The sequence below is a fragment of the Kutzneria viridogrisea DSM 43870 genome (assembly GCF_000525635.1).
In the GTDB taxonomy this organism is placed as follows: domain Bacteria; phylum Actinomycetota; class Actinomycetes; order Mycobacteriales; family Pseudonocardiaceae; genus Kutzneria; species Kutzneria viridogrisea.
The window spans coordinates 6,942,268-6,968,621 of the sequence record NZ_CP007155.1; the positions used below are offsets into that span (position 1 = coordinate 6,942,268).

Genomic DNA, 26,354 nt, shown 5'->3' on the forward strand with positions numbered 1-26,354 from the left:
GCACCTTCATGACCTCGCGAGCGGGGTCGGCACCCGGTACTCCTCGTCCCGCCGGTCGGAGATGAACATGTGGCCGGGGGCGTGCGTGATCGCGAACGGCGGGCGGGAGGCCATCAGGGCGGCCTGCGGGGTGACGCCGCAGGCCCAGAACACCGGCACGTCACCGGGTTCGCGCTGGCACGCCTGGCCGAAGTCGGGGCGGTCCAGGTCGCGGATGCCCAGCGCGGCGGGGGCTCCGACGTGCACCGGGGCACCGTGCACGGCGGGCATCTGCCCACTGATCCGCACGGCGTCCTCGACCATGCCCGCCGGGATGTAGCGCATGGACACCACCAGCGGCCCGTGCAGTCGGCCACCGGGTCGGCAGGGCTGGTCGGTGAGGTACATCGCGACGTTGCGGCCCTGGGCCACGTGCCGCAGCGGGATCCCCTCGGCGGCCAGCGCCGTCTCGAAGGTGAAGCTGCACCCGATCGAGAAGGCGACCAGGTCCGCGCGCCAGTGGTCCAGCACGTGCCCGGTCTCCTCGACAAGCTCCCCGTCCCGCCACACACGGTAGCGGGGCAGGTCGGTGCGCAGGTCGGCCCCAACGGCCAGGCCGCTGCCCGGATCGCCGGGGGCGCTCACGTCGAGCACCGGGCAGGCCCTCGGGTTGGCGGCGCAGAACTCCCGCACGTCCCGGGCCCAGTCCAGCGGCACGGCGATCAGGTTGGTCTGGGCGAACCCGCTGGCCCAGCCCGCGGTGGGCACCGAGGTCCCGGCGCGGAACAGGGCGCGGGCCTGGGCGGGTGAGGTGCTGCTGGTCATCTCGATCCTCCGTCCGTCGGGGAAGATTCGTGAACCAGCTCACACTGTAGAATTCGTTCAACAATCCTACAAGTGCCGGGCAGCTCGGCGAGCTCGCGCCCGCCCCGATGAGTTCCGGGCCCGCGGCCGGTCAACCCCTCCAGTACGAGGACGGGAGACGAGATGACCAGCACCGATCCGCGGACCCAGCAGGACCTGCGCTACGGCGACCCGGCCGCGCCGCCCACCGACTGGGCGGTGGCGCGGCGCGCCCTGGCCGAGGCCGAGCTGTACTGGCTGAGCACGGTGCGCCCGGACGGACGACCGCACGTGACCCCGCTGGTCGCCGTGCTGCTCGACGGGGCGCTGCACCTGTGCACCGGCTCGCACGAGCGCAAGGCCCGCAACCTCACTCAGAACCGCGAGGTGGTGCTGACCACGGGCAGCAACAGCTGGGCCAGCGGCCTGGACCTGGTCGTGGAGGGCACGGCGGAGCAGGTCACCGACAACGCCCGGTTGCGGCGCATCGCCGATGCCTACGAACAGAAGTACGGCAGCGACTGGCGCTTCGAGGTCGGCGACGGGGCGTTCCGCAGCAGCGGCGAGTCCGAGGCGCTGGTGTTCGCCGTGCCGCTGCGCACCGTGTTCGGCTTCGGCAAGGACCCGCACAGCCAGACCCGCTGGCGGTTCTGAGCGGTTCAGCGCGGGGGCAGCGGGATGCGGGTCAGGTCCTGGGCCACGTGCACCGGGCCGTCGAACACGGCCGCCGCCTCCTCACGGAACCGCTCCGACTCTTCCACCGGGTAGCGCTGCGAGAAATGGGTCAGCACCAACTCGCGGACGCCCGACTCGGCCGCCAACCGCCCCGCCTGCCGTGCCGTGAGGTGGGCGAAGCGCTGCGCCATGTCCCGGTCGGCGTCCAGGTAGGTCGACTCGGCCACGAGCAGGTCCGCGCCCGCCGCCAGCTCGTAGGCCCCGGGGCAGAGGCGGGTGTCCATGACGAAGGCGAAGACCTGGCCCCGCCGCGGCTCGCTGATCTGTTCCAGGCTCACCGTGCGGCCGTCCACGGTGATCGAGCCCGCGCGCTGCACCTGGCTCACCTGCGGTCCGCGCAAGCCGTGCTCGGCGAGCCGCTCCGGCAGGATCCGCCTGCCGTCCGGCTCGGCGACCCGGTAGCCGTAGCAGTCGATGCGGTGGTCCAGTTCGCGCACGGACATCAGCAGCGGCCCACCCGGCACGGGGCCCTCGGCGGCCAGCGGCACCTGCACCAGCGGGGCGCGCTCGTGGAAGGAGGTGGCGTGCCGCAGGCGGTCGAAGTAGACCTGACCGGAAGCCGGGTAGTAGCAGGAGACCGGGCGGGTCACCCCGTCCAGGGACAGCCGCTGGATGATGCCCGCCAGGCCCAGGCTGTGGTCCCCGTGGAAGTGGGTGACGCAGATCCGCGTTATCTGGGTAGCCGCGACCCCAGCCAGCAGCAGCTGCCGCTGGGTGCCCTCGCCGGGGTCGAACAGCAGGCCCTCACCGTCGAAGCGCAGCAGGTACGCGTTGTGGTTGCGGTGCCGCGTGGGGGTTTGGCTCGCGGTGCCGAGCACCACCAGCTCGCGCTGTGACACGACTGTCCACTCCAGACTCAATCAGGGGTCACGGCGAACTCGGTGAACTGCCCGCAGGACCGGAAACCGAGGCGACGGTACACCGGCTCCCCCTCCGCTGACGCCTGCAATACGGCGTGCTCCGCCCCGGCGGCCCGCGCGGCGTGCAGCACGGCCAGGGTGATCGCCCCGCCGTAGCCGCGCCGCCGATGTGTTGCCAGCGTTGCGATGTTGTAGATCCCGGCCACCCCCGCGTGGAGCACGGCCTCGGCCGCGCAGACGACCTGTCCCCCGGCGCTGCCCACCAGCAGCAGCCCGCTGGCCAGCGCCCGGTCGGCCGCCAGCTCGTAGAAGCGCCGCACACCGGGCGCGGGCGGCTGCCAGTTGGCCGCCAGCACCTCGGCGAACCCGGCCAGCAGCACACGGTCGGTCACCGGCCGAATGTCCAGTCCTGGCAAGGGTTCCACCGGTGGCAGCTCCGCCAGCGGGGCCCACATGGCGGTCTCCCGCTCGCTGGCGGCCAGCCCGGCCGCCGTCAGCCGGTCGGCCAGGTCCACCGGGCGCGAGGCGGGCCCCACCCACCAGGAGAAGGGTCGGCCGGTGGCCCGCAGCGCCGCCACGGTCTGCGCGATGCGCGTGTCGGCGGTCCGCTCCGTGAAGGCCGCGGCGGCCACGATGTTGAACGTGTCCTCGGCGAGCCCGCTGTCGGTGATCACCAGGTCCGGCTGCCGGTGGACCGTGCCGTACAGGTAGCCGGCGTGTTCGGCGAGGTTGAGCTCCATGGCCAGTCGCAGGTCGTTCTCGTGCACCCGCTCAGCCTTCCGCAATGGCCACGAACTCGCGGATCAGGGGGCTGCGCCGGGCGGAGTCCCAGGCCAGGCACACCTGGTTGTCGGCGATGTCGCGCACGGTGGCGTGGGTGAGGTCGGGCCGGGTGTAGAAGCTGGCCACCGACAACGGCAGCACGACAACGCCCTGCCCGGCGGCCACGTGCTCCAGCTTCTCCTCCACGGAGTGGAACGCGGGCTCGGGTACGCGCCTGCCCTCGCGCAACTCGGTGGCGAGGTCGCGCCACTCCGGCACGGCGTCGGGGGGTTGCAGCAGGTGGTCCTCGGCCAGGTCGGCGATGGAGATCACCTCCTTGCCCGCGAGCCGGTGCTCGGTGGGCAGCACGGCCACCCTCGGCTCGGTCAGCAGCGGCCGCAGCCGCAGACCGCGCTGGTCCACCGGCAGCCGCACGTAGCCCACGTCCACCCGCCCGTCCCTGATCACCTCCACCTGGTCGTCCCAGGTGGTGCGGACCACCTCCACGGTCAGCTCCGGGTGCCGCTGCGCCAGTGCCCGCACCGCAGTCGTGACGATCAGGCCCGGCATGAAGCCCACGGTGAAGGTGTCCCTGCCACGGGCCGCGCGGCCGACCCTGCGGCGCAGGGCCTCGGCTGCGGCCAACAGGGGCCGCGCGTCGGCGAGCAACTGCTCCCCCGCCGCCGTGAGCTCGGTGCGCCGCTTGTCCCGTACGAACAGCTGGGCCTTGAGTTCCTCCTCCAGGGCGCGGATCTGCCGGGACAACACCGGCTGGGCAATGTGCAGCCGCTCGGCGGCGCGCCCGAAGTGCAACTGCTCGGCGACCGCCACGAAGTAGCGCAGTTTGCGCAGGTCCACGTCCACCGGCAGCTCCCCGGATCAGTGCTGATACCTCCAGGGTATTACAGCGCGCGACATGGGTCTTGGACGCCGCACCCGGACCGGACGCAGGGTGGAACAGGTCACCACGAGAGGAACTCACATGGAACTGCACGGACAGCGGGTCGTCGTGCTCGGCGGCACCTCCGGCATCGGGCTGGCCACCGCCAGGGCCGCCGCCGAGCGCGGCGCGGACGTGGTCGTCGCCTCCAGCCGCCGCACCAGCGTGGACAAGGCACTGGCCGAACTGCCCTCGGGTAGCACCGGACACGTGGCCGACCTGTCCGAGCCCGCCGTGATCGAGGCCCTGTTCGCCCAGCTCGGCCCCATCGACCACCTCGTCTACACGGCGGGCGAGTCGCTGGAGCTGCGCACGCTGGCGGAGTTGGACCTCGACGCGGCCAAGTCCTTCTTCACCGTCCGCTACTTCGGCGCGCTGGCCTCCGTGCGGGCCGCCGCCCCGAGGCTGCGGCCGGGCGGCTCGATCACGCTGACCACCGGCGTCGCCAAGGACCGCCCGCGGGCCGGGTGGGCGCTGGGCGCGAGCGTGTGCGGGGCCGTCGAGGCCCTGACCAGGGCGCTGGCCGTGGAGCTCGCCCCGCTGCGGGTCAACGCCGTGTCCCCCGGCGTGGTGCGCACCGAACTGTGGGCGGCCATGGACCCCGCCGCCCGCGAGCGGATGTACGCCGAGGTCGGCGCCGCGATCCCGGCCGGGCGGGTCGGCGAGGTGGCCGACATCGCCCAGGCCTACCTGTACTGCCTCACCCAGCCATTCGCCACCGGCACGGTGCTCACCACGGACGGCGGCACAGTGCTCGTCTGACCCGGCAACAACGCCGTGAAGGTGGCTTTCACTGCGGCCAGCGCAGTGAAAGCCACCTTCACGCGACCCCCGGGAGGATCAGCTCTGGACGAGCTTGCCCATCGCGTGGGCCTCCATCATGTCGCTGCTGTCGAAGAACTCCCACGGCACGGTGAAGAAGCCGTGGTCGCCCCAGTTGGTGCCCCAGCTGTTCTCGATCTTCACACCGCGGTCCTCGTAGCCCACGATGGTGATCTCGTGGCCGCCGATGACCGGGTCGTTGTCCCCGGGCAGGTAGCTGTAGTCCGAGGCGGTCTGGCTGTTGAGCGAGCGGAAGCTCTGGTGCACCTGGACGCCGATCGGCACGGGCATGCCGCGCGAGATGGAGTCCTTGATGGCCGACTTGAGCCCCTCGCCGCTGGAGGGCAGCTCCTCGAAGCCGGACAGCTTGTAGTGCGCGGCGTTGGCGCGCTCGGCCTGGGTGGGCTGGGTGGTGTAGTCGAAGTCGCCCTGGGTGTAGTGGGCCTTGGTGTCGATGCCCTGCTTCTGCTCCATCGGCAGGGCCACCGAGGCCAGGGTGCCCCGGTCGTTGCCGCGCGCGATCTGCGAGTAGATGTACATCGGGGCCATCGGGGCGCCCTTGATGCCCTGCTCGTTCATCAGGATGCCGTAGCCGCTGTAGCCGGTGGCCCAGGTGACGCAGGAGCCGACCTTGCCCTGGTTGCCAGCCGACAGCGCGTACTTGGTCAGGTCGAAGCTGCTCGGCGCGTCGCCGATGCGCTCCAGCGGGGCCTGCGCGTGCTGCCCGGCGTGCGGGGCGGCGGCCTTGGCTGCCTTGGCCGCGCTCAGGTCCAGACCCAGACCGTGCTCCTCGGCGAGGGGTGCAGCGGTGGCCGTGGTCGCGGACAGGGCGACCGGCAGGGCGGCCAGCGCGAGAACGGTGGCGACGCCAGCCGCTTTCTTTGCGAACATGATGATTCCTTGCTCTCACGGACAGTGACAGGGACTGAGAAGGTGGAATCTGTTTCCCAGCAAGCGATTTGAAGCTATCCGGCGAGCAGAACTCGTGTTACCCGACGAAAGTAGGGCGAGTTTCAAAGGCAGAACAACTGTGAGAAAACAGTTTTCCGCTGGGCGACTAGACTGCTGACCGTGGATCCGAACAACCCAGTGGTGCTGTTGTGCGCACAGGGCATGCGGGCGGAGGCCGAGGGCCGGGCGGCCGAGGCCGAGGCGCTGTTCCGCCAGGCCTGGGACGCCGCGACCGACGACTACGACGCGTGCGTCGCGGCGCACTACTTGGCACGGCACCAAAAGCGACCCGAGGACGTACTGCATTGGAACCAGGTATGCCTGGACCGTGCGGACGCGGTAGGTGACGAACGGGTCCGGGGCTTCTACCCGTCACTGCACCTGAACCTGGCGAAGGCGCACGAGCAACTGGGCACCGCGGACCTGGCGCACGAGCACTACCGGCGGGCCGCGGCCACGATCGAGGACGCGGCCGCCGGGCCCTACGCGGACGGGATCCGCTTCGCGGTGGCCGAAGGGCTGCGCGCCACCGGCACGCGGGCGGCGCCCGCCTCGGCGGAACTGGCCGAGCTGGCCACGAAACTGTGCGCCCGCGCGGAGTTGACCACGCTCGCCCTGCTGCTGCCCGCGTACCTCGGCGACCTGGGCACGGACGAGGACCGGACTCGACTGCTCACGGCGCTGCACATGGTGCACGCGAGCCGCTCGCTGCCGGAGGACGAGCTCGCCCTGCTGCGCGGGGCGATCGCCGCACTGGGCTAGGCCCTGGTGGCCCGCACGGCCTCCAGGTACTCCGCGATGGCGTCGCGGTTGCGGCTGAGGAACCGGATGCGCTCGGACATGCGGTCCAGCTCCTGCTCCAGGGTGGCGAGCATCTCCGGGGTCGCGTCGGTGAAGTGGATGACCCTCGGCTTGTCCAGGCAGGGCAGGATCTGCTTGATGATCCGGGTCGGCAGTCCGGCGTCGAGCAGGCCCCTGATCTGCCGGACCCGGTCGACGTTGTACTCCTCGTACGCGCGGTAGCCGTTGGCGCAGCGGGCGGCGACGATCAGCCCCTGTTCCTCGTAGTAGCGCAGCAGCCGACGGGGTGTGCCGGTGCGCTCCGACAGCTCTCCGATGCGCATCACCGCCACGCTACTACGCGGGCAGCTCACCGAACCGCATGGCGCCGCGCACAGCGAGGTCGCGTGCCCAGAGGAACCGGCGCGCGTGCGCCATCCTGTTGACGGACAAGGACATGCGGGCGAGCTTCTGCGTGACGCCCCGGCGGGCGGAGTCGTAGGCGGCGAGTGCGGACCCCGGCAAGGCCGTGCACGTCCTGCTCACGGCCCTGCTCGGGCACACCGGCCGACCGCGGTGAGCCGCGATCACGCGTCGCCAGGTCGCCGAGGAGGTCAGTGCGAGACGGAGACGCTGAGCTCGCGCCAGGCGGCGTCGGACTCGGCGAGTTGCTCGGCCGCTTGCTCGGCGATGGCCACCGCGTCGGCGCCCAGCAGCAGGTGCAGCGGGGGCTGCTCGGCCTCGGTGACGCGCAGGATCGCCTCGGCGGCGGCGTCCGGGCCGGTGGGCTCGTTGCCGTGCAGGTCCGCCAGCATCTTCAGCATGGGGCCAAGGGTCTGCCGGTAGGGCTCGCTCATCGGCGGGATGGCCATCGAGGACCCGGCCCAGTCGGTGCGCATGCCGCCGGGCTCGACCACCGTCACCTTGACGTTGAACGGGGCCAGTTCGGCGGCCAGCACCGAGGAGAAGCCGCCGACGGCCCACTTGGCGCTCTGGTAGGCGGCCAGCCCCGGGCTGCCGATCCGGCCGCCGATCGAGGAGACCTGCACGATGTGACCGCTGCCCTGCTCGCGCAGCACCGGGATCGCCGCCTTGCTGACGTGCACGGTGCCGTAGAAGTTGGTGTCGATCTGGGCCCGGAAGGCCTCCGGGGTCACGTCCTCCACGGGGGCGAGGTCCCCGTAGCCCGCGTTGTTGACCACGACGTCCAGCCGCCCGAACACCTCCACCGCCTCGCGCACGGCCCGCTCGGCCGCAGCCGCGTCGGTGACGTCGAGCCGGGTGGCGTGCACCCGGTCCCCGTAGCGCTCGACCAGGTCGGACACCTGCTCGGGACGGCGCGCCGCGGCGACCACCCGGTGCCCCGCCTCCGCCGCCGCGAGCACGACACTGCGCCCCAGACCCCGCGAGGCCCCGGTGACGAACCAGACCTTGGACATGTCGCCCACTTCCCTCCGAGTTGCTAACTATCTGGTTAGTTGAAAGACAACCACGCGGTGCCCCCGCTGTCAACTATCCGGTTAGTCGACTACCCTCGGGTCATGGCAGGAGACGCGCAGGCCACCCAGAAGCGGTTGATCGAGGCCGCGGCGCAGGAGTTCGCCGCGTACGGCATCGCGGGCGCCCGGGTGGACCGGATCGCGCTGGTGGCCAAGGCGAACAAGGCGCAGATCTACCACTACTTCGGCAGCAAGGACCAGCTGTTCGACGCGGTGTTCAACGAGCTGGTGGCCACCACCCTGCGCGAGGTGCCGATCGACCCGGCCGACCTGCCCGAGTACGCGGGCAGGCTGTTCGACGGCTTCGAGCGGCGGCCCGAGGTGCAGCGGCTGGCCACCTGGTACCGCCTGGAGCGGGCCGACAGCCAGGTCCCGCTGGACAGCGTGGTCCAGGCCAACCGGGGCAAGGTGCTGGCCATCGAACAGGCCCAGCGCGAGGGCCTGGTCACCGACCGCTTCGCCGCCGCCGACCTGCTCGCGCTGGTGCTCACCCTGGCCGCGATGTGGACCTCGATCACCCCCGAGTACCACGTGCTGATCGAGGGGCACACCAGCGAGCACCGCCGCCACGTGGTCACCGAGGCGGTCGCCGCTCTTGTGGCCGTCCGGGACACTGTGGCCGGGGGCTGACTGGGGAGGTAGGGCGGTGCCTCGACGGGAAAGCCCGCTCGACGCCGGGGACGGGGCGCTCAGCCGGTTCGCGGTGGAGCTGCGCAAGCTGCGGGAGCAGGCGGGCAGCCCGACCTACCGCGAGCTGAGCAGGGCCGCGCACTACTCGGCGACCGTGCTCTCGGAGGCCGCGGGCGGGCGCAAGCTGCCGACCCTGGCCGTCACGCTGGCCTACGTGCGGGCCTGCGAGGGCGATCCGGACCAGTGGCAGGACCGCTGGCAGCAGGTGGCCGCCGAACTGTCCGGGGCGGCGCCCCCGCTGCCCCGCGCGCCCGAGCAGCCCGCGCCCTACGTGGGGCTGGGCGCGTTCCAGTCCACCGACGCCGACCGGTTCTTCGGCCGCGAGCGGCTGGTCGGCGAGCTGCTGGCGCGGGTCCGCGATCGGCGCCTGCTCGGCGTGTTCGGGGCATCGGGCTCGGGCAAGTCCTCGCTGCTGCGCGCGGGCCTGGTCGCCGAGGTGGCCGCCGGGGGCGGTCGCACGCTGGTGATCACGCCGGGTCCGCACCCGCTGGAGGAGTGCGCCCTGCACCTGGCCCCGCTGACCGGGGAGCCGGCGCCGGGCCTGCACGCGGAGCTGGCCGAGGACCCGGCGAACCTGCACCTGGTGGTGCGGCAGGCGCTGCTGGGCGAGTCCGAGGACGCCGAGCTGCTGCTGGTGGTCGACCAGTTCGAGGAGGTCTTCACCGTCTGCACCGACCCGGCGGAGCGGACCTGGTTCATCGCGGCGCTGGTGCACGCCGCCCAGGCCGCGACCAGCCGTACCCGGGTGGTGCTCGGGGTGCGCGCGGACTTCTACGGGCACTGTGGCCAGCACCCGGACCTGGTCGAGGCGCTGCGCGACGGGCAGTTGCTGGTCGGTCCGATGACCGCCGAGGAGCTGCGCCAGGCGGTCACGGCCCCGGCCGTGCGGGCGGGCTGCACGGTGGAGACCGCACTGGTGTCCCGGCTGATCGCCGACGCGACCGGGCAGGCCGGGGTGTTGCCGCTGGTGTCGCACGCCCTGCTGGAGACCTGGCACCGGCGCCGCGGCACCCGGCTGACGCTGGAGGGCTACCAGGAGACCGGCGGCATCCAGCACGCGGTGTCCCGCACCGCCGACCAGGTCTTCAGCGGGCTGGACCCGGCCGGGCAGCGGGTGGCCAGGCAGCTGTTCCTGCGACTCACGGCGCTGGGCGAGGGCACCGAGGACACCAAGCGCCGGATCCGCCGTGAGGAACTGGACCCCGAGTCCGAGCCGGTGTTGCGGACCCTGGCCGACGCGCGGCTGCTGACCCTGGACCGGGACAGCGTGGAGATCGCGCACGAGGCGCTGATCCGGTCCTGGCCGCGGCTGCGGGGCTGGCTGACCGAGGACCGGGACGCGTTGCGCGTGCACCGCCAACTCGGGGAGGCCACCGACTCCTGGCGGGCGCTGGATCGCGACCCCGGCGCGCTCTACCGGGGCACGCGGTTGGCGCTGGCCAGGGACTTCGCCGCGGCCAACGGGTCCGCGCTGACCGTGCGCGAGCGGGAGTTCCTCGAGGCCAGCCTCGCGGCGGAGGCGGCGGAGCAGGCCACGGCCCGCCGCCGGGCCAAGCGCCTGCGCCAGCTCGTGGCCCTGCTGACGGTGCTGCTGCTGATGGCCGTCACGGCGGTGGTCTACGCGATGAACACCCAGCGGACCGCGACCGAGCAGCGCAACATCGCGGTGTCGCGCAAGGCGATCGGCGATGCCGCCGCGATGCGGGCGGGCAACCCCGCGCTGTCGCTGCAACTGAGCCTGGCCGTGTACGAACTGGTGCCCAACCAGGAGAGCCGGGACAACCTGCTCAGCTCGCTGAGCACCGACTTCGGCACCCGGCTGACCGGTTTCAGCGGGGACCTGTCCTACTCGGCGTTCTCCCCGAACGGCAAGGTGGCCGCCGCCGTCAGCCTGGACCGCACGGCCAGGTTGTGGGACGTCACCGACATCCACCGGCCGCGTGAGCTGGCGACCATCCGGCAGGCCGACCCACTGGTCCAGCTCGCGTTCACCGCCGACGGCCGCACGATGGTCACCGTGGGCGGCGGCTCGGCGCGGCTGTGGGACGTCACCGACCCGGCCAGCCCCCGCGAGTCGGGGCTGCTCGACGGGCACGGCAAGAACCTCACCTGGGTGGCGTTCCGCCCGGACGGCAGGCTGGCCGTCGCCAGCGTGCAGGACGGCCCGGACCGGCTGTTCGACCTGAGCGATCCCGCCCACCCCGTGCAGCTGCCCGCCGAGCTGGGCCGATCCGCCCCGTTCGGGCAGACCGCGTTCGGCGCCGACGGGCACCTGCTGGCCGCGGTCGACGGCAGCGTCGTGCGGTTGTGGGACCTCAGCGACCCGGCCGCCCCGGTCCGGCGCGGCGTGCTGGCCGGGCACGTCGGCACAGTCGCCTCGCTGGCCTTCAGCCCCGACGGCCACACGGTCGGCACCGGCGGCTGGGACCACCAGTCCCGGCTGTGGGACGTCAGCGATCCCGCCGCGCCGCGCGGACTGGCCACGCTGACCGGCCAGAACTCCATCGTGTGGGGTGTGGGCTTCAGCCCGGACGGGCACACCTTCGCCACCACCGGGGACCTGACCGTCCGGCTGTGGGACCTGGCCGACCGCGCGCACCCCCGGTTGTCGAACGTGGTCAGTGGCGGGGTCTACTCGGTGGCCTTCAGCCCGGACAGCAACCGGCTGCTGGTCACCGACGACGAGCGCGCCGTCCGGCTGACCAACCTGCGCGAGCTGCCCATGATCGGCCACGAGAACTTCGTGTCCTCGGTGCAGTTCAGCCCGAACGGCCACCTGCTGGCCAGCGGCAGCTGGGACGGCACGGTGCGGCTCACCGAGGTCACCGACCCCCGGTCCTGGCACGCGCTGCCCACGCTCACCGACCACACCGGCTACGTGCGGGCGGTCGAGTTCAGCCGGGACGGCACCCTGCTGGCCACCGGCAGCGACGACGGCACCGCCGCCCTGTGGAACGTCCGCGACCCCGAGCACCCGGTGAAGGTCGGTTCCGTGCAGCCCAAGTCCGGGGAGGTCGACTCCCTGTCCCTGCGGGCCGACGGCCGGGTGCTGGCCACCGGCACCGAGCACGGGGTCGTGCTGTGGGACATCAGCGATCCGAAGAACCCGCGCGAGCTGTCCCGCCCGCCCGGTTACACCGTCAATTCCTGGGCCGTGGTTTTCAGCCCTGACGGCAAGACCCTGGCCACCGAGAACGGCGACCCGAAATCGCTCCTGTGGGACGTCACTGATCCGAGCAATCCGCGTCGCCTGCCTTTCCCACTGGGCAGCACGGAAAGCATACCGGTACGCGGTTTCAGCCCGAACGGGAATGTGCTGGCCACTGTGCGCGATGACGGACTTGTTCGGCTCGTGGACATGACAGATCGGCACAACCCCCGTGAACTGTCACAACTCACCGGTCACACCCGAGGCGTGTACGACGCCTCGTTCAGCACTGATGGGAACCGGTTGGTCACCAGCAGCGCCGACAAGACGGTGCGGGTGTGGGACGTCAGCGATCCGCGGGCCCCGCGGTTGTTGGAAACCCTGTCGGGCCACACCCTGGCTGTGGCGACTTCGATGTTCTCCCCGGACGGGCACACCGTTGTCAGCGGCAGCAATGACGGAACCGTGCGGCTGTGGGACACGGATGTGAACGAGGTCGAAGCCCGGATCTGCGCCGTGGCCTACCCAAGGATCACCCCCGAGGAGTGGGCGCGCTACCTCCCGGATATCGATTACCGGCAGCTCTGCCCTTTGTGAGGGCATTGGTTGTACGGCTCCGCCGCCCGGAACCGGACAAAGCCCGGTGCCGTAGACATGCTGACATGGTCAACGTGGTGATCGCCGATGGGCACCTGGACGCGCGCCGTCACCTGAGCTCACTGCTCGACGGAGTACCAGGAATGCGAGTCGCCGGCACGGCCGGAACGGGGCGCGAGGCCGTGCGGGAAGTGGTGTCGCACCGCACCGATGTACTGGTGGTGGATTTGCAACTGCGGGAACACGACGGGTTCACCACTATTCGTGAGGTGCGGCGCACGGCACCCGGTGTCGCCGTTCTCGTGCGCACCGAACTGGCGGACACCCAATCCCTGCTGTCCGCCGTGCGGGCCGGTGCCCTCGGATATCTGCTCGACGACGCCGACGAGAACTGCCTGATCCGCGCGATCGGCAGCGTGGCCGACGGTTGTGCGATCTTCTGCCCGCGCATCGCGTCCCGGTTCACGCATTTGCTGGTGGACGCCACGACCGCGCACCAGGCCCCGTTCCCCGAACTGACCGACCGCGAGTCCCAGGTGCTGGAACTGCTCGCCAGCGGCATGTCCAACCCCGCGATCGCCCGCACGCTGCGCCTGGCCGCCAAGACCGTGGGCAACCACAACTCCGCGATCTTCACCAAGCTGGGGGTCACCACCCGCGCCGAGGCCATCCGCAAAGCCACCCAAGCAGGAATCGGCCGCACCACCTATTGAGCCGAAACTGTTTGGTTGCCTACATGATCGCGTAGCGGACGTGGCGTGCCTGGAAGTAGCCACGGACGAGGTGTGGCTGGCGCTGGCGGCGGTGCAGGAAGCGGCGCGTGTCCCGGGCGAGCCGCTCCACAGTGCGAGCACGACCGGCAGGCATGTTGCGTTTGAGGTCGGCGTTGAGCAGCTCGTCGGGGTTCAACTCGGGGCTGTAGCCGGGCATCAGGTGCAACTCGATCCGGTCGGTGTTGGCTTCCAGCCAGGTACGCACCACCCTGCTGCGGTGGACCGGGTGCCGGTCGGCGATCACGTACACCTTCCGCCCGGCCTGCCGGGCCAGCCGGGCCAGGAACGCGGTGAACACCGGCGCGGTGAACCGGCCGGTGAACACGGTGAACCACAACGCACCCCGGGACGCGACTGCGGACATGACGTTGACCCGCAGCCGTTTCCCGGTCACCCGCACCACCGGCGTGTGTCCCTTGGGCGCCCACGACCGCCCCGGCGGGGCCGCATCCGAGCGCAACCCGCACTGGTCAACCCAGGCCACCACCGCGCCCTCGGCCTTGGCTCGCGACGCGATCGCCGGATACTCGGTGTCCAGCCAGGCCCGCACCGCGGCCGGTTGCTGCTCGTAGGCGCGCCGGGCCGGGCGCTGCGGGGTGAACCCGTGACGACGCAACCACAGCCCCACGCCCTGCTCGGTCATCACCACCCCGGTGACCAACCGGATCAACTCGACCACCGCCGCCCGGGTCCACAACGGGCCACCGATCAGCAACTCCTCGGGCGTGTAGTCGGCCATCGCCATGAATAGCGTGCCCCGCTCGGCGGCAGTGATCAGCTCGGCCGGTCCAGGGCGGCGCACCCGCCGCACCGCCAGCGCCTCACGGCCACCATCCCGATACGCCCGCCACCACGCGCCCACCGACCGCTCGGCCACCCTGAACACCTCGGCCGCCTGCCGATAGCCGGTGACGGTGCCGGACTCCAACGCGGCCACTACCCGCAACCGCAGCACCTCCCGCTCAGCGGGCGACAGACGACGCGCGTCCTCGACCTCGATCACAAGTGAGCAACATACAGGCAAACGATCACTTTCGACTCAATAACCCCCACCCCGCGAGTCCCGCCCTGGCGAGCGCGAGTCCCGGCCTCCAGCACGCGAGTCCCGCTCTCCGGAGCGCGAGTCCCGCCGACCGGGGCACGAGTCCCGCTCAGCCGCGCGCCAGTCCCGCCGACCAGAGCGCGAGTCCCGCTGAGCCGCCCGCGAGTCCCGGCCTCCGGAGCGCCAGTCCCGCTCTCCAGCGCACGAATCCCGGCCTCCGGAGCGCGAGTCCCGTCCTCCCCGGGCAAGATCCACTCCCCTGCCCTCGGGATCGCGCGCCAGAGCGGGACTCAGCCTCCCCAGGCCGGGACTCGCGTTCCCCAGAACGGGACTCGCCGTCACCAGAGCGGGACTCGCGCGGGCAAGGGCGGGGGTTGTCATCTGCCGGGGCCGTGGCCTAGGTTTTACCTAACACCGTTCGGTTAGGTCGGCGGAGGCGATGTGCGGCTGTCACTGGCAACGATCCTCGCGGAGTCGGCGAAGCGGGTTCCGGACAAGACCGCGCTGATCGAGAGCGGTCACCGGCTCACCTACCGCGAGTTGTGGCGGCAGGCGCGCAGCTGCGCCGCACGGCTGCACGAGCGCGGCGTGCGGCCGGGTGACCACGTGGCCCTGCTGGCACCGAACGTGGCGGACTTCGCGCGCAACTACTACGGGATCCTCGCGCTGGGGGCGGCCGTCGTGCCGGTGCCGACCCTGCTCAACGCCGAGGAGGCGGCACACATCCTGACCCACAGCCGGGCGAGGGCCGTGGTCTGCGAGCGGTCCTGCGTCGCCGTCGGCGAGCGGGCCGCCGAGCTCGCGGGCATCCCACTGCTCGACGCGGGCGACTGGACCGGCCACGAGCCGGTGCCGAGCTACGAGCTGCGCGACCCGGGCGACACGGCGGTGGTGTTCTACACCAGCGGTACGACCGGGCAGCCGAAGGGCGCGGTGCTGACCCACCTGAACCTGGTCATGAACGCCACGGTCAACGCCTTCGACGCGAACCCGCTGTACCGGGACGACGTGGTGCTGGGCTGCCTGCCGCTGTTCCACACCTTCGGCCAGACCGTGTCGATGAACTCCACGTTCCGGGTCGGCGGCACACTGGTGCTGCAACCGAGGTTCGACGCCGACGAGGCGATCGAGCTGGTGCACGCCGAGCGCGTGACGGCGTTCTTCGGCGTGCCGACCATGTACATGCGCCTGCTGGACCGGGCAGCGCGGCACGCGCCGGTGACCACGTTGCGCAGTTGCGTGTCGGGTGGGGCCTCGCTGCCGGTGGCGGTGCTGGAGCGGTTCGAGGCCCAGTTCGCCACCACGGTCTACGAGGGCTACGGGCTGTCGGAGACCTCACCGACGGCCAGCGTGAACCAGCAGTGCTACGGCGCGCGGCCGGGCACGGTGGGCCACCCGGTGTGGGGCGTGGACGTGGAGATCGCCCGCGCCGACCTGGAGGATCGGATCGAGCTGCTGCCCGTGGGCGAGTCCGGCGAGATCGTGATCCGCGGGCACAACGTGTTCGCGGGGTACCTGGACGACCCGGAGGCCACCCGGGCCGCCGTGGTGGACGGCTGGTTCCGCACCGGGGACATCGGGGTCAAGGACGCCGAGGGCTTCGTCTCGGTGGTGGACCGCAAGAAGGACCTGATCATCCGCGGCGGCTACAACGTGTACCCGCGGGAGGTGGAGGAGGTCCTGGCGCGCCATCCGGCGGTGGGTCAGGTCGCGGTGATCGGCCTGCCCGACGAGCTGCGCGGCGAGGAGGTCGTGGCGGTGGTGGTGGCCAAGCCGGGGGCCGACACCGACGCCGCCGCGATCATCGCGTGGGCCAGGGAACACCTCGCCGGGCACAAGTACCCGCGCCGCGTGGAGTTCGTGGCCGAACTGCCGATGGGCCCGAGCCACAAGGTGCTCAAGCGAGAGCTGCGCCGGATCCTCACCACACCGAAGGACGACGATGTCTGAGCACCCGTTCACCCTGTTCGCCATCGACTCGCTGCTCAGCGAGGAGGAGCGCGCGATCCGCGACACCGTGCGCAGGTTCTGCGCCGATCGGATCCGCCCGCACCTGGCCGACTGGTTCGAGACCGCGCGGTTGCCCGCCCGCGAACTGGCTCGCGAGCTGGGCGGGCTCGGGCTGCTGGGCATGCACCTGGAGGGCTACGGCTGCGCGGGCACCAGCGCCACCGCGTACGGCCTGGCCTGCATGGAGTTGGAGGCCGCCGACTCGGGTCTGCGCAGCCTGGTGTCGGTGCAGGGCTCGCTGGCGATGTTCGCCATCCACCACTTCGGCAGCGAGCAGCAGAAGCAGGAGTGGTTGCCGCGCATGGCATCCGGCGAGGCGATCGGCTGCTTCGGGCTGACCGAACCGGACTTCGGCTCGAACCCGGCGGGCATGCGCACCAGGGCCAAGCGGGACGGCTCGGACTGGGTGCTGGACGGGTCCAAGATGTGGATCACGAACGGCTCGATCGCCGACGTGGCAGTGGTGTGGGCCCGCACCGACGAGGGCATCCGCGGCTTCGTGGTGCCCACCGACACGCCGGGCTTCTCCGCGCCGGAGATCCACCGCAAGCTCTCCCTGCGCGCCTCGGTGACCAGCGAGCTGGTGCTGGCGGGCGTGCGGCTGCCGGAGTCGGCGATGTTGCCCGGGGCCAAGGGCCTGTCCGGGCCGCTGGCCTGCCTGAACGAGGCGCGGTTCGGCATCGTGTTCGGCGCGCTGGGTGCCGCCCGCGACTGCCTGGAGTCCGCGCTGGCCTACACCGCGGACCGCGAGGTGTTCGACAAGCCCCTGGCCGGGTACCAGATCACCCAGACCAAGCTCGCCGACATGGCGCTGGAACTGGGCAAGGGCGCGCTGCTCGCGCTACACCTGGGACGGCTCAAGGACGCCGGTCAGCTGCGCGCCGAGCAGGTGAGCCTGGGCAAGCTGAACAACGTGCGCGAGGCGCTGGCCATCGCACGCGAGTGCCGGACCCTGTTGGGCGCCAACGGGATCACCCTGGAGTACCCGGTGATCCGGCACGCCAACAACCTGGAGTCGGTGCTCACCTACGAGGGCACCTCGGAAGTGCACCAGCTGGTGATCGGCAACGCGCTGACCGGGCAGGCCGCCTTCCGCGGGTAGCGGCGCCAGGTCGTGTCTGACAAACATTGCGGTGGGATGCTGCGACCCTGGCGGTCAGGACACGGTTCCCACTGCTGTCCGACGAGCAGTGGGCGTTGATCGAGGACCTGTTACCGGCGCGGACGCATCGGCAGGGCAGGCCGTTCGCCGATGCGCGGTCGATGGTGGAGGGCATCGTCGGTGGACTCCACGATCGCCCGCGCCCACCAGCACGCCACCAGCATCACCCGCGACACAGGGGGCTGGGTCGAACTACATGAATCCGCTGGCCGAGCCGCCCGACCACGCTCTGGGTCGCTCGCGGGGCGGGGTGACCACCAAGATCCACCATCTCGTGGACGGACGCGGGCGAAGGCGTATTCGTCGCGGGCGATCCGGGTTCATCTGCGGTCGCGTGGGATCCGTGCGGTCATTCCGGAGCCGGCTGATCAGGTCGGTCACCGCGTTCGTCGAGGGTCTCGTGGTGGCCGGCCGTCGGCGTTCGATCCGGTGGACTACCGGGGCCGCAACGTGATCGAGTGTGGCTCCACTGTCATCAAGCAGTGGCGGGGCATCGCCACCCGGTACGACAAACTTGCTGTGGTCTACCGGGCAGCGATCGTCCTGCACGCCGTGATCACCTGGACCAACGCTTTGTCAGACGCACCCTAGTTGAGGGAACCCTGTGACCAGGCACCTCGGTGGGTTTTCCTCCGCTGCTGTCGAGACCCCTCACCAGGCGACGCTCTGGCCTTGGTAGTCGAGGTACTGAAGGCCGGCGCGGCCGCGCTGGGCGTCGACGACCGTGACGAGGTTGGGGATGCTCTCACTGATGGTGAGGCGGGCGTCCGAGCCGCCCATTTCGGTCTTGACCCAGCCGGGCGCCATCAGCAGCAGCGTTCGGCTGTCGTCGCGGTGGCGCGCGGCGTAGCTGCGCATGAGCTGGTTGAGGGCGGATTTGCTGGCCCGGTAGATCTCGAAGCCGCCGCGCCCGTTGTTGGCGATGCTGCCCTGCCCGGAGGACATGATCGCGATGGTGCCGTTCGGGCCGGTGAGCTCGCCGAGCGTTTCGATGACCCGCATCGGGCTGAGCGCGTTGGTGACCATCACGCGGGTGAACTCCTCGGTCGTGACATCCGCGCTGGTCTCGTACCGGCCGTTGCTGACGCCCGCGTTGACGAACAGCAGATCGAACTTGCGGTCACCGAGCCGGTCGCGCAGGGCCTGGACCTGCTCAGGCACGGTGATGTCGACGTGCTCGATCTCCAGCTGCCCGTCGGCGGTGTCCTGCAGCTCGTGCAGCGCGGTGCGGCCGGTACCGCGGACGGTCGCCACGACGCGCGCTCCACGGTCGAGGTACTCCGCGGCGATGGCGTGGCCCAAGCCACGAGACGCGCCGATGAGCAGAACAGTGGTGTTCACTGAGGTCGAGCTCATGACTGCTCCTGTTGTCGTATTGAGTGGGTCGTATTGACTGGTCGGTGCGATTGGGTGGGGCCTGGGCGCGAGGAAGAACACCGAACCAACCACGTCCTGTGGCACTTCGTCCCGGTGAAGGGCGCGCATCTGGCGCCAGTGAGGTTGACGTCGAGGACTCGCCGCCAGAGGTCGACGGGCATCTCCTCGAACAGGATCGAGGGAAAGATCGCCGCAGTTGACCAGGACGCCGACGATACCGAAGCGGTCCCACGTGGTTTCGGTCAGCGCCGCGATGCTCTGTTCGCTGGACAGGTCCCCGGCGACGGCGTGCAGAAACGAGTGCCGCCCGTCGAAGGTGTCGGCATCCCAGCGGGAGCGCCAGCTATCAAGCGTCTCCTGCGAGACGTCAGTGGCGACCACGGTGTCGCCGTTCTTGAGGAACCGCTCGACGAGCTCGGAGCCGATGCCTCCGGCTGCGCCAGTGATGACGACGGTACGTGACGTGCCCATAATCGCTCCTGTGACAGGAATTCTTTTTCCCTTGAATCCAGTCGCACGTCAGATGTCGATGCCGTAGAGGGATGCCGCGTTGGCCGACGAAAACTTCTGCCGTTCCCCATCGGAAGTGAAGTGCTCCAGGAAAGAAGTGATTTCTTCCCGCGTCGGATGCTGGAAAGGGTAGTCGGTGGAGAAGATCAACCGATCCACGGTGGTCACCGACAGAGCGTGGTGCAGGAGTGCCGGGTTGAGCATGCCGGAGGTGGTGATGAAGAAGTTCGACCGTATGTAGTCTTTCACCGATCGTTGCAAGCCGGCGACGCGAGAAAGACTGTTGGCCCGGTCCAGCCAGAACAGCAGCATCTCACCCCAATGGCCGAGCACGACCTGGAGGTCGGGGTGCCGGTCGAAGGTGCCTCGCAGGATCAGTCGCAGTGCCGCGGTCGCGGCGTCGAGGTGCCACCCCCATCCGAAGGTGGCCAGGCCGAGCTCGGTCATGGGATCGAAGCCGCGGTAGGACGCGTCACGGACGGCGGCCGACGGCAGTTGCGGATGAATGAACACTGGTTGGCCGAGTTCGGCTGCGGCGGCGAAGAAGTCGTTGTAGGCCGGGTCGTCGAGGAGGAGGCCGCCCGCTCGGCCGTAGACCATGGCGCCTACGTGGCCCAGACCTGCGGCTCGTTCAAGCTCGCCCGCGACATCGGGTGGTGAGGACATCGGCAGGGTGCATAGCGATCGGAATCGGGACGGATTGCTCCTGACAGCCTCTGCCGCGACGTCGTTCGCGGCGCGACTCAGCCGCAGGGCATCCCTGGCGGGCAGCGGCTGGGTTCCCGGTGGCGTCAGGGCGAGAATCGACACGTCGATGCCCTGGGCGTCCATGGCCGCGATGCGGCCCGCGCCAAGGTCCTCCAGGCGCTGTTGATGGTCGCCCATCTCGTTGAAGGCGAGGCTTTCGTCGCGCACATCCTCCGGCATGGCACGAAGGGCGGACGTCAAGTCCGGCATGATCCAGTGTTCTTCGATGGCGATGAGGGGCACGGTTTTGTCCTTGTGTCGCGTTGGTGGTTTGTCTGACCAGTGTCCGGTGAGCCGATTTGATTGCTGACCGGGTCAATGGTGGGCGGGCCGGGTTGTGGCGGCACAGTGTTCACGTCGGTCAGGCGAGCGGTCTGGTCCACGTCGCCGTACGGGGCTTGGAGCGACTACGGGGGCAATGCCGCTGACGATCATCATCAGACTGAAGGCGTGGGCGGCAGCACGACCGGTTTCCGGATCGGCGATGATCGCGCGGCCGACGACCATGCCCGCCGCTGCACTCAACCCCTGAACGAGGCGAGCGGCCAGCAAGATACCGATGGTGGGCGAGAAGGCGGCAAGGACACCCGCGGCGACGAACGCCACCGAACCAACGAGCAGTGGCCCACGCCGCCCCACTGTGTCCGACACCGGCCCGAAGGCCAGCTGCCCCGCGGCAAGCCCGAGCAGGAGCGGGACGGTGATGTTGCCATGCGACGGAGCACCCACCTCATCACCTATCCTTTGATAGCTATCAATTGACAACAAAGATAGCATGGGAGGGTGGATGACGAGCAAGCGTCGCGGTTGTTCGAGCTCGCCGACCTGATCCTTGCGGTCGGCCGACATATCCACGCGTCCAAGGAGTTCGCGGCCGAGTCGTGGACGCCGCTGGAGAGCGCGGTGATGCGGTTCATCGACCGCAACCCGGGCACGTCGGCCAGCGCGGCAGCGGAGGCGACCCAACTGATCTCCAGCAACTTCAGCAGGGCGTTGCGCGGCCTGGAGAAGAAGGGCTTGGTGCGCCGTGACGTCGATCCACACGACGGCCGGCGATCACACCTGTACCCCACCGCGCGGGCAAACGACCACCTGCGACAACTGCGTGAGGTCTGGAGCGGCCTGCTCGACGGGATTGTGCCCGATCCCGACGAGATCGACGCCATGAACTCGACGCTTCGACGCATCGAGGCCCAGCTCGTCACGAGAGCCCGGCGCGGCACCTGATGGATCCGGCAGGCATCGGGGTCCGGGTAGTTCGGATCGGAGCTGCAATCTCAGCTGACGACAACTGTGGCCTCCGCCACTCGCGACTGCGACCGGTGAAATGGCCATCCTCGCCGGTCGCAGCGGGTGGTCGGCTGCGTTGACACCATCGCGGGTGTGTCCGTATTGGACCGTTTGGGCCATTGCCAACCGAACGAATCCACTGGGCCCGATCCGCCGCCGAGGGCAGCCAAGGGCGTCTGGCGAAACAGGGCGCGGGCTGACCCAGTTGCCGCGCCGAGGTCCGGCGACTCGCGGTCGCCGGACCTGGCGCGATCACGTGCCACACAGCCCCGATCCTGACTCGCTGGCGCCACACGGAGGATCGCACTAGATCATCACGGACGCGAGACAACGTGCGCCGGTCCGACTCGGATCGTGCTGACGTCGTGGCCGGCGCGTCGGTGGAGCTTGTCTTCCAGTTCGGCGTTGCGCAGCGTGAGGACCTGAATCTGGTTGGCATAGATGCGAATGGTGTTCTCCAGCTCCCTCACGGCGTGTGCCAGGACCACCCTCTGATCGGGCACGACCACGGCGACCCGCTTGGGCAGCCTGCGGCCGAACTCGCTGCGTCAGTAGCGGCGGATGATCGGCAGCTCCTCGGCGTAGGCGATCAACGGCAGGTACGCCAGCGCCCGGACCGGCTCCTCCCGCAGCCGGGCCGGATCGACGCTGCGCGCCAGCGTCGGCGGGGCGAGGAGCAGGAACTCCTCGTCGACCAGCGGTGCGGCGGCGATGGCACCCTGCCGTGGCCGCGCTGCTCAGCGCCCGCCGTGGTCGAGCGAGGTCCTGGTGGACGGCAACCTGATCACCGGGCAGAACCCGCAGTCGAGCAGGGCCACGGCCGACCGGGTGGTCCAGGTCCTGGAGCGGCGCGAGATTTTCAACAACCGTTGAGTTTCGCGCCGCGCGGTCTTAACCTGACTGCCATGATGACGCTGACCGTGGACTTCACCGAGATCGACGGCAGCATGCTGGCCTCGGTCGGCGGCAAGGCGGCCAACCTCGGCGTGCTCAGCAGGGCCGGTCTGCCGGTGCCCCAAGGGTTCTGCGTCACCACGGCCGCCTACCGGCAGGTCGCCGAGACCGCGGGCGTGCGGGCGCTGGTGGACCGGCCGCACCTGGCCCGCGAGGCCCTGCTGGGCGCCGAGGTGCCCGAGCACATCGCCGAGGCGGTGCTGGCCCGGTACGCGGAACTCGGCGCGGACGTCCCGGTGGCGGTGCGGTCCTCGGCCACGGCCGAGGACCTGCCGTTCGCCAGCTTCGCCGGACAGCAGGACACCTACCTCAACGTGGTCGGCGGGCAAGCCGTCCTGGACGCGGTCCGCCGCTGCTGGGCCTCACTGTGGACCGACCGCGCGCACGCCTACCGCGAGGCCAACAACATCGACCAGGACGCGGTGGAACTGGCGGTCGTCGTGCAGCACATGGTCGACTCGCAGGTGGCCGGGGTGCTGTTCACCGCGAACCCGGTCACCGGGCGCCGACGCGAGGCGGTGATCGACGCCAACCCTGGCCTTGGTGAGACTGTGGTCTCAGGTTCGGTCAACCCTGACCACTTCGTGGTGGACACCGCCTCGGGCGAGATCCGCCAGCGCAGGCTGGGCGACAAGAAGCACGCGATCCGCTCGCTGGCGGGCGGTGGCACCGAGCAGGTCGCACTCGACCACCAGGGCGCCTGCCTGTCCGACGAGCAGGTACGGGAACTGGCCCGGCTCGGCGACCGGGTGGAGCGGCACTACGGCAGCCCACAGGACACCGAGTGGGCCATCGACCCCGGCGGGCGGCTCTGGCTGACCCAGGCCCGGCCGATCACCACCCTGTTCCCGGTGCCGGACAGCCCCTCGAACACCGGCCCCGGGCGCAGGGCCTACCTGTGTCTGTCGGTGGCGCAGGGCCTGTACCGGCCGATCACGCCGATGGGCATGGCCGCGTTCCGGCTGATCGGCGCGGGCATGGCCCGCATGGTGGGCGTGCCGGTCGCCAATCCCCTTGCCGGGCCAAGGGTCTTCGCCGAGGCCGGTCAGCGCGCGTTCGTCGACATCACGCCGGTGCTGCGCAGCAGGCTGGGCCGGGACGTGGTCCCACGCGTGTTCGACCTGATGGAGGCGCGGTCGGCAGTGGTGTTCCGCTCCCTCTACCAGGATCCGGACATGTCCCTTGTGGACAGTTCGCGACTGCCAGGGCTGCGCAGACTGCTAAGGGTCGTACTGAGGTTGGGCCTGCCGTGGCGCTTCGTCGAGGCCGTGCTGCGCCCGGAGGCGGCACGTCGGCGCGTGACACGGATCGGCTCTCATCTGCAGGAAGCCATTGCCCTGCGGGGAAATCCCAGTTCGCGAGAACGCCTGGACCACGTGCAGCGGTTCCTGTCCACCTCGCTGGTGCCCATGCTGCCCAGCTTGCTCCCCGTGGCAGGGGCCGGGTTCGTGATGCTCGCGCTGGTGGGCAAGCTGCTCGGTGACAAGCTGGAGCCCGGCCAGTTGGAGGCCGTGCTGCGCGGGCTGCCGCACAACGTCACCACCGAGATGGACCTGGAACTCTGGGCGCTGGCAACACGAATTCGCGAGCACGGCGAACTCTTCGACACGCTCAGCCCCGCCGAACTGTCCGAGCGCTACCTGGCGGGCGAGTTGCCGGAGGTGGTGCGGCGCGAGCTGGCGGGCTGGCTCGCCCGGTTCGGGCACCGGGCCGTCGCCGAGATCGACCTCGGCATGCCCCGCTGGTCCGAGCGGCCCGAACACATCCTCGGTGTGCTGGCCAACTACCTGCGGTTGGCGGACCCGCAGGCCGCGCCGGACGTGCAGTTCGCGCGGGGCAGGGCCGAGGCGGAGCGAACCGTACGCGCGCTCGTGGCCAAGGCGGGCCCGCTGCGGGGCTGGCTGGTCGGCCGCGCGCTGAGCCGGGTGCGCGCACTGGCCGGGCTGCGCGAAACCCCCAAGTTCTTCCTCATCCAGGCGCTGGCCGAGATGCGCCGTCAGCTCGGACAGGTCGGGGTGGAACTCGCCGCGGCAGGCCGGATCGAGCGGGCCGAGGACGTGTTCTTCCTGACGGTGGCGGAGGCCCTCGCCGCGCTGGACGGCCGGGACTGCCGGGACCTGGTGGCCGAACGGCGCGAGTCGTACGAGCGGGAACTGCGCCGCCGCAAGGTCCCCCGCGTGCTGCTGTCCGACGGCTCCGAACCCGAGGCCTCCGCCCCGGCGGCCACCGGGGACGCGATGGTCGGCACCTCGGCCTCCTCGGGCCGGGTCACCGGCACGGCGCGGGTCGTGCTCGACCCGGTCGGCGCGCGGCTGGAGCCCGGCGAGATCCTGGTCGCCCCCTCCACCGACCCCGGCTGGACCCCGCTGTTCCTGACCGCGGGTGGACTGGTGATGGAGATGGGCGGCGCGAACTCGCACGGCGCCGTCGTGGCCAGGGAGTACGGCATCCCCGCCGTGGTCGGGGTCGCCGAGGCCACGCACCGCATCGCGACCGGTGACCGGATCACCGTGGACGGAGCCGCGGGCACGGTGTCCGCCGCGGACTGACCGCTGGCGCACGGGACTCACGTGCGCTGGGCGGGACTCGGCTGCGGCAGAGCGGGACTCGCCAACCTGAGGTCGGGACTCGCGTGCGGGAGAGCGGGACTCGGCGACCCGAGAACGGGACTCGGCTGCGGCAGAGCGGGACTCACGCACGGCTGGACAGGACTCGCGCGCCCCAGAGCGGGACTCGCCGACCGCTGGGCGGGACTCGCGCGCCCCAGAGCGGGACTCGTGGTCAGGGCCAGGTCCAGTGGATGCCGTGGATCCCGGCTGGTGGGTCGAGCAGCACCAGCCGGGCGGTGTTGGCCGGGTCCACGGCCAGCGGCTGCACGGTGCGGCCCGTGCCGTCGGCGGGCACGGTCACGTGCTGGGCCGCCGCGGGCAGCGCCGCCGGGTCGAACACCACCTCCACCACGTGCTGGCGGATCGCCATGGGCAGCCTGCGCTCGCCGCGCCACACGCGCCTGCCCCCGGCCGGGAAGATCAGCTCGTGCTCGACCATGGTGCGTTCACCCCGTTGCAGCGGCTGGTCGAACACCAGCTCGGCCATCTGCACGTGATCGCTGTCGAACCGGTCCACCCGCCCCAGGTAGGCCCCGCTGACCGGGCGCACCTGGGGCAGGTCGTGCACCACGTCCTCGTCGTGGCAGATGATCAGCATGTGGTCCACGTCGTCCTCGTCGGCCTCCAGCACGGTGGTCGTACGGACGTGCGCCAGTGCCCCGTTGGCGTCCAGGGTGTACCGGTCGTGCATGCTGAGCACCTTGCGCGCCCGCACGTAGTGCTCGCCGGGGTCCACGACCCGCCCGATCGGCCCGCTGATCTCCCGCCACAGCAACTCCAGCGGCACGAGCCGGTCGGGCTTGCGACGGCTCTTGCGCGCCCTGGGCACCAGTTTTCCGCGCAGCGAACCCGGTTCCAGGTCGAGGATGGTCTCCAGCACGTCCAGGGCGGCCAGCGACTCCTGCCGCTCGGGCTGGCTGCGGCCGGTGGTCCAGTAGCTCAGGGTCGCCGTGCTGAGCGTGAACCCGCGCTCCCGCAACCGGTGCACGATCCGGTCCAGGGTCAGCCCCCTGGCCAGGACCGCCTGTTGCAGCGCGGCGGAGAACTCCGACTCGTTCATCGGGTCCGGTCCCAGTGCAGGCCACGCGGCCGTTCGGACTGGCCGCGACCGGTGGTCCAGTAGCTCAGGGTGTCGGCGCTGAGGGCGTGCCCGCGCTCATGCGGCCGGTGCACGATCCGGTCCAGGGTCAGGCCCTTGGCCGCGATCGCCCGCTGCGGCGTGGCGGAGAACTCGGTGCTGTCCGGTTGGGTCATCAACCAGGATTATGGACCAA

25 protein-coding genes and 1 pseudogene are annotated in these 26,354 nt (G+C 70.8%); 11 read left to right on the top strand and 15 right to left on the bottom strand.

Annotation, left to right across the window (positions count from 1 at the left end):
* Positions 1 to 6: 6 nt before the first annotated feature.
* Positions 7 to 804: a putative hydro-lyase gene (locus KALB_RS30390; RefSeq protein WP_025359450.1), complete on the bottom strand. Its 798-nt coding sequence runs from the start codon at positions 802 to 804 to the stop codon at positions 7 to 9.
* A gap of 162 nt (positions 805 to 966) precedes the next feature.
* Here KALB_RS30390 and KALB_RS30395 point away from each other — a divergent pair, with 162 nt between their 5' ends.
* Positions 967 to 1,476: a pyridoxamine 5'-phosphate oxidase family protein gene (locus KALB_RS30395; RefSeq protein ID WP_025359451.1), complete on the top strand. Its 510-nt coding sequence runs from the start codon at positions 967 to 969 to the stop codon at positions 1,474 to 1,476.
* Positions 1,477 to 1,481: 5 nt separating this feature from the next.
* On the opposite strand, the gene KALB_RS30400 is transcribed toward KALB_RS30395, so the two are convergent.
* The 3 genes from KALB_RS30400 to KALB_RS30410 are packed head-to-tail and all read right to left on the bottom strand — an operon-like array spanning position 1,482 to position 4,043.
* Positions 1,482 to 2,396, bottom strand: coding sequence for a ribonuclease Z (locus KALB_RS30400; RefSeq protein WP_025359452.1), 915 nt, complete (start codon positions 2,394 to 2,396; stop codon positions 1,482 to 1,484).
* Positions 2,397 to 2,413: 17 nt separating this feature from the next.
* Positions 2,414 to 3,184, bottom strand: a complete 771-nt coding sequence (locus KALB_RS30405) for a GNAT family N-acetyltransferase (RefSeq protein WP_236650057.1) — start codon at positions 3,182 to 3,184, stop codon at positions 2,414 to 2,416.
* Positions 3,185 to 3,188: 4 nt separating this feature from the next.
* Positions 3,189 to 4,043 (bottom strand): LysR family transcriptional regulator, encoded by an 855-nt coding sequence (locus KALB_RS30410; RefSeq protein WP_030110047.1) that lies wholly within the window; start codon positions 4,041 to 4,043, stop codon positions 3,189 to 3,191.
* A gap of 118 nt (positions 4,044 to 4,161) precedes the next feature.
* Here KALB_RS30410 and KALB_RS30415 point away from each other — a divergent pair, with 118 nt between their 5' ends.
* The gene (locus KALB_RS30415; RefSeq protein WP_025359454.1) at positions 4,162 to 4,881 is read left to right on the top strand and encodes an SDR family oxidoreductase; all 720 of its coding nucleotides are present in this window, start codon (positions 4,162 to 4,164) and stop codon (positions 4,879 to 4,881) included.
* A gap of 78 nt (positions 4,882 to 4,959) precedes the next feature.
* Here KALB_RS30415 and KALB_RS30420 read toward each other — a convergent pair whose 3' ends face one another.
* The gene (locus tag KALB_RS30420) at positions 4,960 to 5,832 is read right to left on the bottom strand and encodes a C1 family peptidase (protein WP_025359455.1); all 873 of its coding nucleotides are present in this window, start codon (positions 5,830 to 5,832) and stop codon (positions 4,960 to 4,962) included.
* Positions 5,833 to 6,012: 180 nt separating this feature from the next.
* Here KALB_RS30420 and KALB_RS30425 point away from each other — a divergent pair, with 180 nt between their 5' ends.
* Positions 6,013 to 6,654 carry a hypothetical protein gene (locus KALB_RS30425; RefSeq protein WP_030111861.1) on the top strand — a complete coding sequence of 214 codons (642 nt, stop codon included), beginning with the start codon at positions 6,013 to 6,015 and terminating at the stop codon, positions 6,652 to 6,654.
* Here the strand turns inward: KALB_RS30425 and KALB_RS30430 are convergent.
* The 3 genes from KALB_RS30430 to KALB_RS30440 form a co-directional block, all read right to left on the bottom strand.
* Entirely contained in the window at positions 6,651 to 7,016 is a 366-nt protein-coding gene (locus KALB_RS30430) for a MerR family transcriptional regulator (RefSeq protein ID WP_030111860.1), read from the bottom strand. The genes KALB_RS30425 and KALB_RS30430 overlap by 4 nt on opposite strands.
* A 13-nt stretch (positions 7,017 to 7,029) precedes the next feature.
* Positions 7,030 to 7,218 carry a hypothetical protein gene (locus KALB_RS30435; RefSeq protein WP_030111859.1) on the bottom strand — a complete coding sequence of 63 codons (189 nt, stop codon included), beginning with the start codon at positions 7,216 to 7,218 and terminating at the stop codon, positions 7,030 to 7,032.
* Between the two features lie 68 nt (positions 7,219 to 7,286).
* Positions 7,287 to 8,111, bottom strand: a complete 825-nt coding sequence (locus tag KALB_RS30440) for an SDR family NAD(P)-dependent oxidoreductase (RefSeq protein WP_025359457.1) — start codon at positions 8,109 to 8,111, stop codon at positions 7,287 to 7,289.
* Between the two features lie 102 nt (positions 8,112 to 8,213).
* On the opposite strand from KALB_RS30440, the gene KALB_RS30445 reads away from it, so the two are divergent.
* The 3 genes from KALB_RS30445 (at position 8,214) to KALB_RS30455 (ending at position 13,319) form a co-directional block, all read left to right on the top strand.
* Entirely contained in the window at positions 8,214 to 8,801 is a 588-nt protein-coding gene (locus tag KALB_RS30445; protein WP_025359458.1) for a TetR/AcrR family transcriptional regulator, read from the top strand.
* Positions 8,802 to 8,817: 16 nt separating this feature from the next.
* Complete coding sequence (locus tag KALB_RS30450; protein ID WP_025359459.1) at positions 8,818 to 12,606, top strand: nSTAND1 domain-containing NTPase; 3,789 nt, start codon at positions 8,818 to 8,820, stop codon at positions 12,604 to 12,606.
* A gap of 65 nt (positions 12,607 to 12,671) precedes the next feature.
* Positions 12,672 to 13,319, top strand: a complete 648-nt coding sequence (locus KALB_RS30455) for a response regulator transcription factor (RefSeq protein ID WP_025359460.1) — start codon at positions 12,672 to 12,674, stop codon at positions 13,317 to 13,319.
* A gap of 19 nt (positions 13,320 to 13,338) precedes the next feature.
* On the opposite strand, the gene KALB_RS30460 is transcribed toward KALB_RS30455, so the two are convergent.
* A complete protein-coding gene (locus tag KALB_RS30460) occupies positions 13,339 to 14,382 on the bottom strand; it encodes an IS630 family transposase (protein WP_025357638.1) in 1,044 nt (347 codons plus the stop codon).
* A 480-nt stretch (positions 14,383 to 14,862) separates the two neighbouring features.
* On the opposite strand from KALB_RS30460, the gene KALB_RS30465 reads away from it, so the two are divergent.
* From KALB_RS30465 to KALB_RS50325, 3 genes and pseudogenes are all read left to right on the top strand, one after another.
* Positions 14,863 to 16,371, top strand: coding sequence for a long-chain-fatty-acid--CoA ligase (locus tag KALB_RS30465; protein ID WP_025359461.1), 1,509 nt, complete (start codon positions 14,863 to 14,865; stop codon positions 16,369 to 16,371).
* On the top strand, positions 16,364 to 17,533 hold the full coding sequence (locus KALB_RS30470) for an acyl-CoA dehydrogenase family protein (RefSeq protein ID WP_025359462.1): 1,170 nt from the start codon (positions 16,364 to 16,366) through the stop codon (positions 17,531 to 17,533). The genes KALB_RS30465 and KALB_RS30470 overlap by 8 nt, the downstream gene beginning before the upstream one ends.
* 47 nt (positions 17,534 to 17,580) lie before the next feature.
* Positions 17,581 to 18,184 (top strand): annotated as a pseudogene (locus KALB_RS50325) (transposase family protein).
* A gap of 60 nt (positions 18,185 to 18,244) precedes the next feature.
* Here KALB_RS50325 and KALB_RS50120 read toward each other — a convergent pair.
* From KALB_RS50120 to KALB_RS45885, 3 genes are all read right to left on the bottom strand, one after another.
* Positions 18,245 to 19,441, bottom strand: a complete 1,197-nt coding sequence (locus KALB_RS50120) for an SDR family NAD(P)-dependent oxidoreductase (RefSeq protein ID WP_081789608.1) — start codon at positions 19,439 to 19,441, stop codon at positions 18,245 to 18,247.
* 48 nt (positions 19,442 to 19,489) lie between these two features.
* On the bottom strand, positions 19,490 to 20,470 hold the full coding sequence (locus KALB_RS30485) for an amidohydrolase family protein (protein WP_025359465.1): 981 nt from the start codon (positions 20,468 to 20,470) through the stop codon (positions 19,490 to 19,492).
* A 72-nt stretch (positions 20,471 to 20,542) separates the two neighbouring features.
* Positions 20,543 to 21,076 carry an MFS transporter gene (locus KALB_RS45885; protein WP_338033823.1) on the bottom strand — a complete coding sequence of 178 codons (534 nt, stop codon included), beginning with the start codon at positions 21,074 to 21,076 and terminating at the stop codon, positions 20,543 to 20,545.
* Here KALB_RS45885 and KALB_RS30490 point away from each other — a divergent pair.
* Positions 21,011 to 21,454 carry a MarR family winged helix-turn-helix transcriptional regulator gene (locus KALB_RS30490; protein WP_025359466.1) on the top strand — a complete coding sequence of 148 codons (444 nt, stop codon included), beginning with the start codon at positions 21,011 to 21,013 and terminating at the stop codon, positions 21,452 to 21,454. The two genes, KALB_RS45885 and KALB_RS30490, sit on opposite strands and share 66 nt — an antisense overlap.
* A gap of 377 nt (positions 21,455 to 21,831) precedes the next feature.
* Here KALB_RS30490 and KALB_RS47845 read toward each other — a convergent pair whose 3' ends face one another.
* Entirely contained in the window at positions 21,832 to 21,987 is a 156-nt protein-coding gene (locus KALB_RS47845) for a hypothetical protein (protein ID WP_158510847.1), read from the bottom strand.
* Positions 21,988 to 22,422: 435 nt separating this feature from the next.
* Between KALB_RS47845 and KALB_RS30500 the strand changes: the two genes are divergently transcribed.
* Positions 22,423 to 25,020 (top strand): PEP/pyruvate-binding domain-containing protein, encoded by a 2,598-nt coding sequence (locus tag KALB_RS30500; protein ID WP_025359468.1) that lies wholly within the window; start codon positions 22,423 to 22,425, stop codon positions 25,018 to 25,020.
* Positions 25,021 to 25,252: 232 nt separating this feature from the next.
* Here KALB_RS30500 and KALB_RS30505 read toward each other — a convergent pair whose 3' ends face one another.
* Both KALB_RS30505 and KALB_RS30510 read right to left on the bottom strand, forming a co-directional pair.
* On the bottom strand, positions 25,253 to 26,140 hold the full coding sequence (locus tag KALB_RS30505; RefSeq protein ID WP_025359469.1) for a hypothetical protein: 888 nt from the start codon (positions 26,138 to 26,140) through the stop codon (positions 25,253 to 25,255).
* Positions 26,137 to 26,334, bottom strand: coding sequence for a hypothetical protein (locus tag KALB_RS30510; protein WP_025359470.1), 198 nt, complete (start codon positions 26,332 to 26,334; stop codon positions 26,137 to 26,139). Before KALB_RS30510 ends, KALB_RS30505 begins: the two co-directional genes overlap by 4 nt.
* Positions 26,335 to 26,354 lie beyond the last annotated feature (20 nt).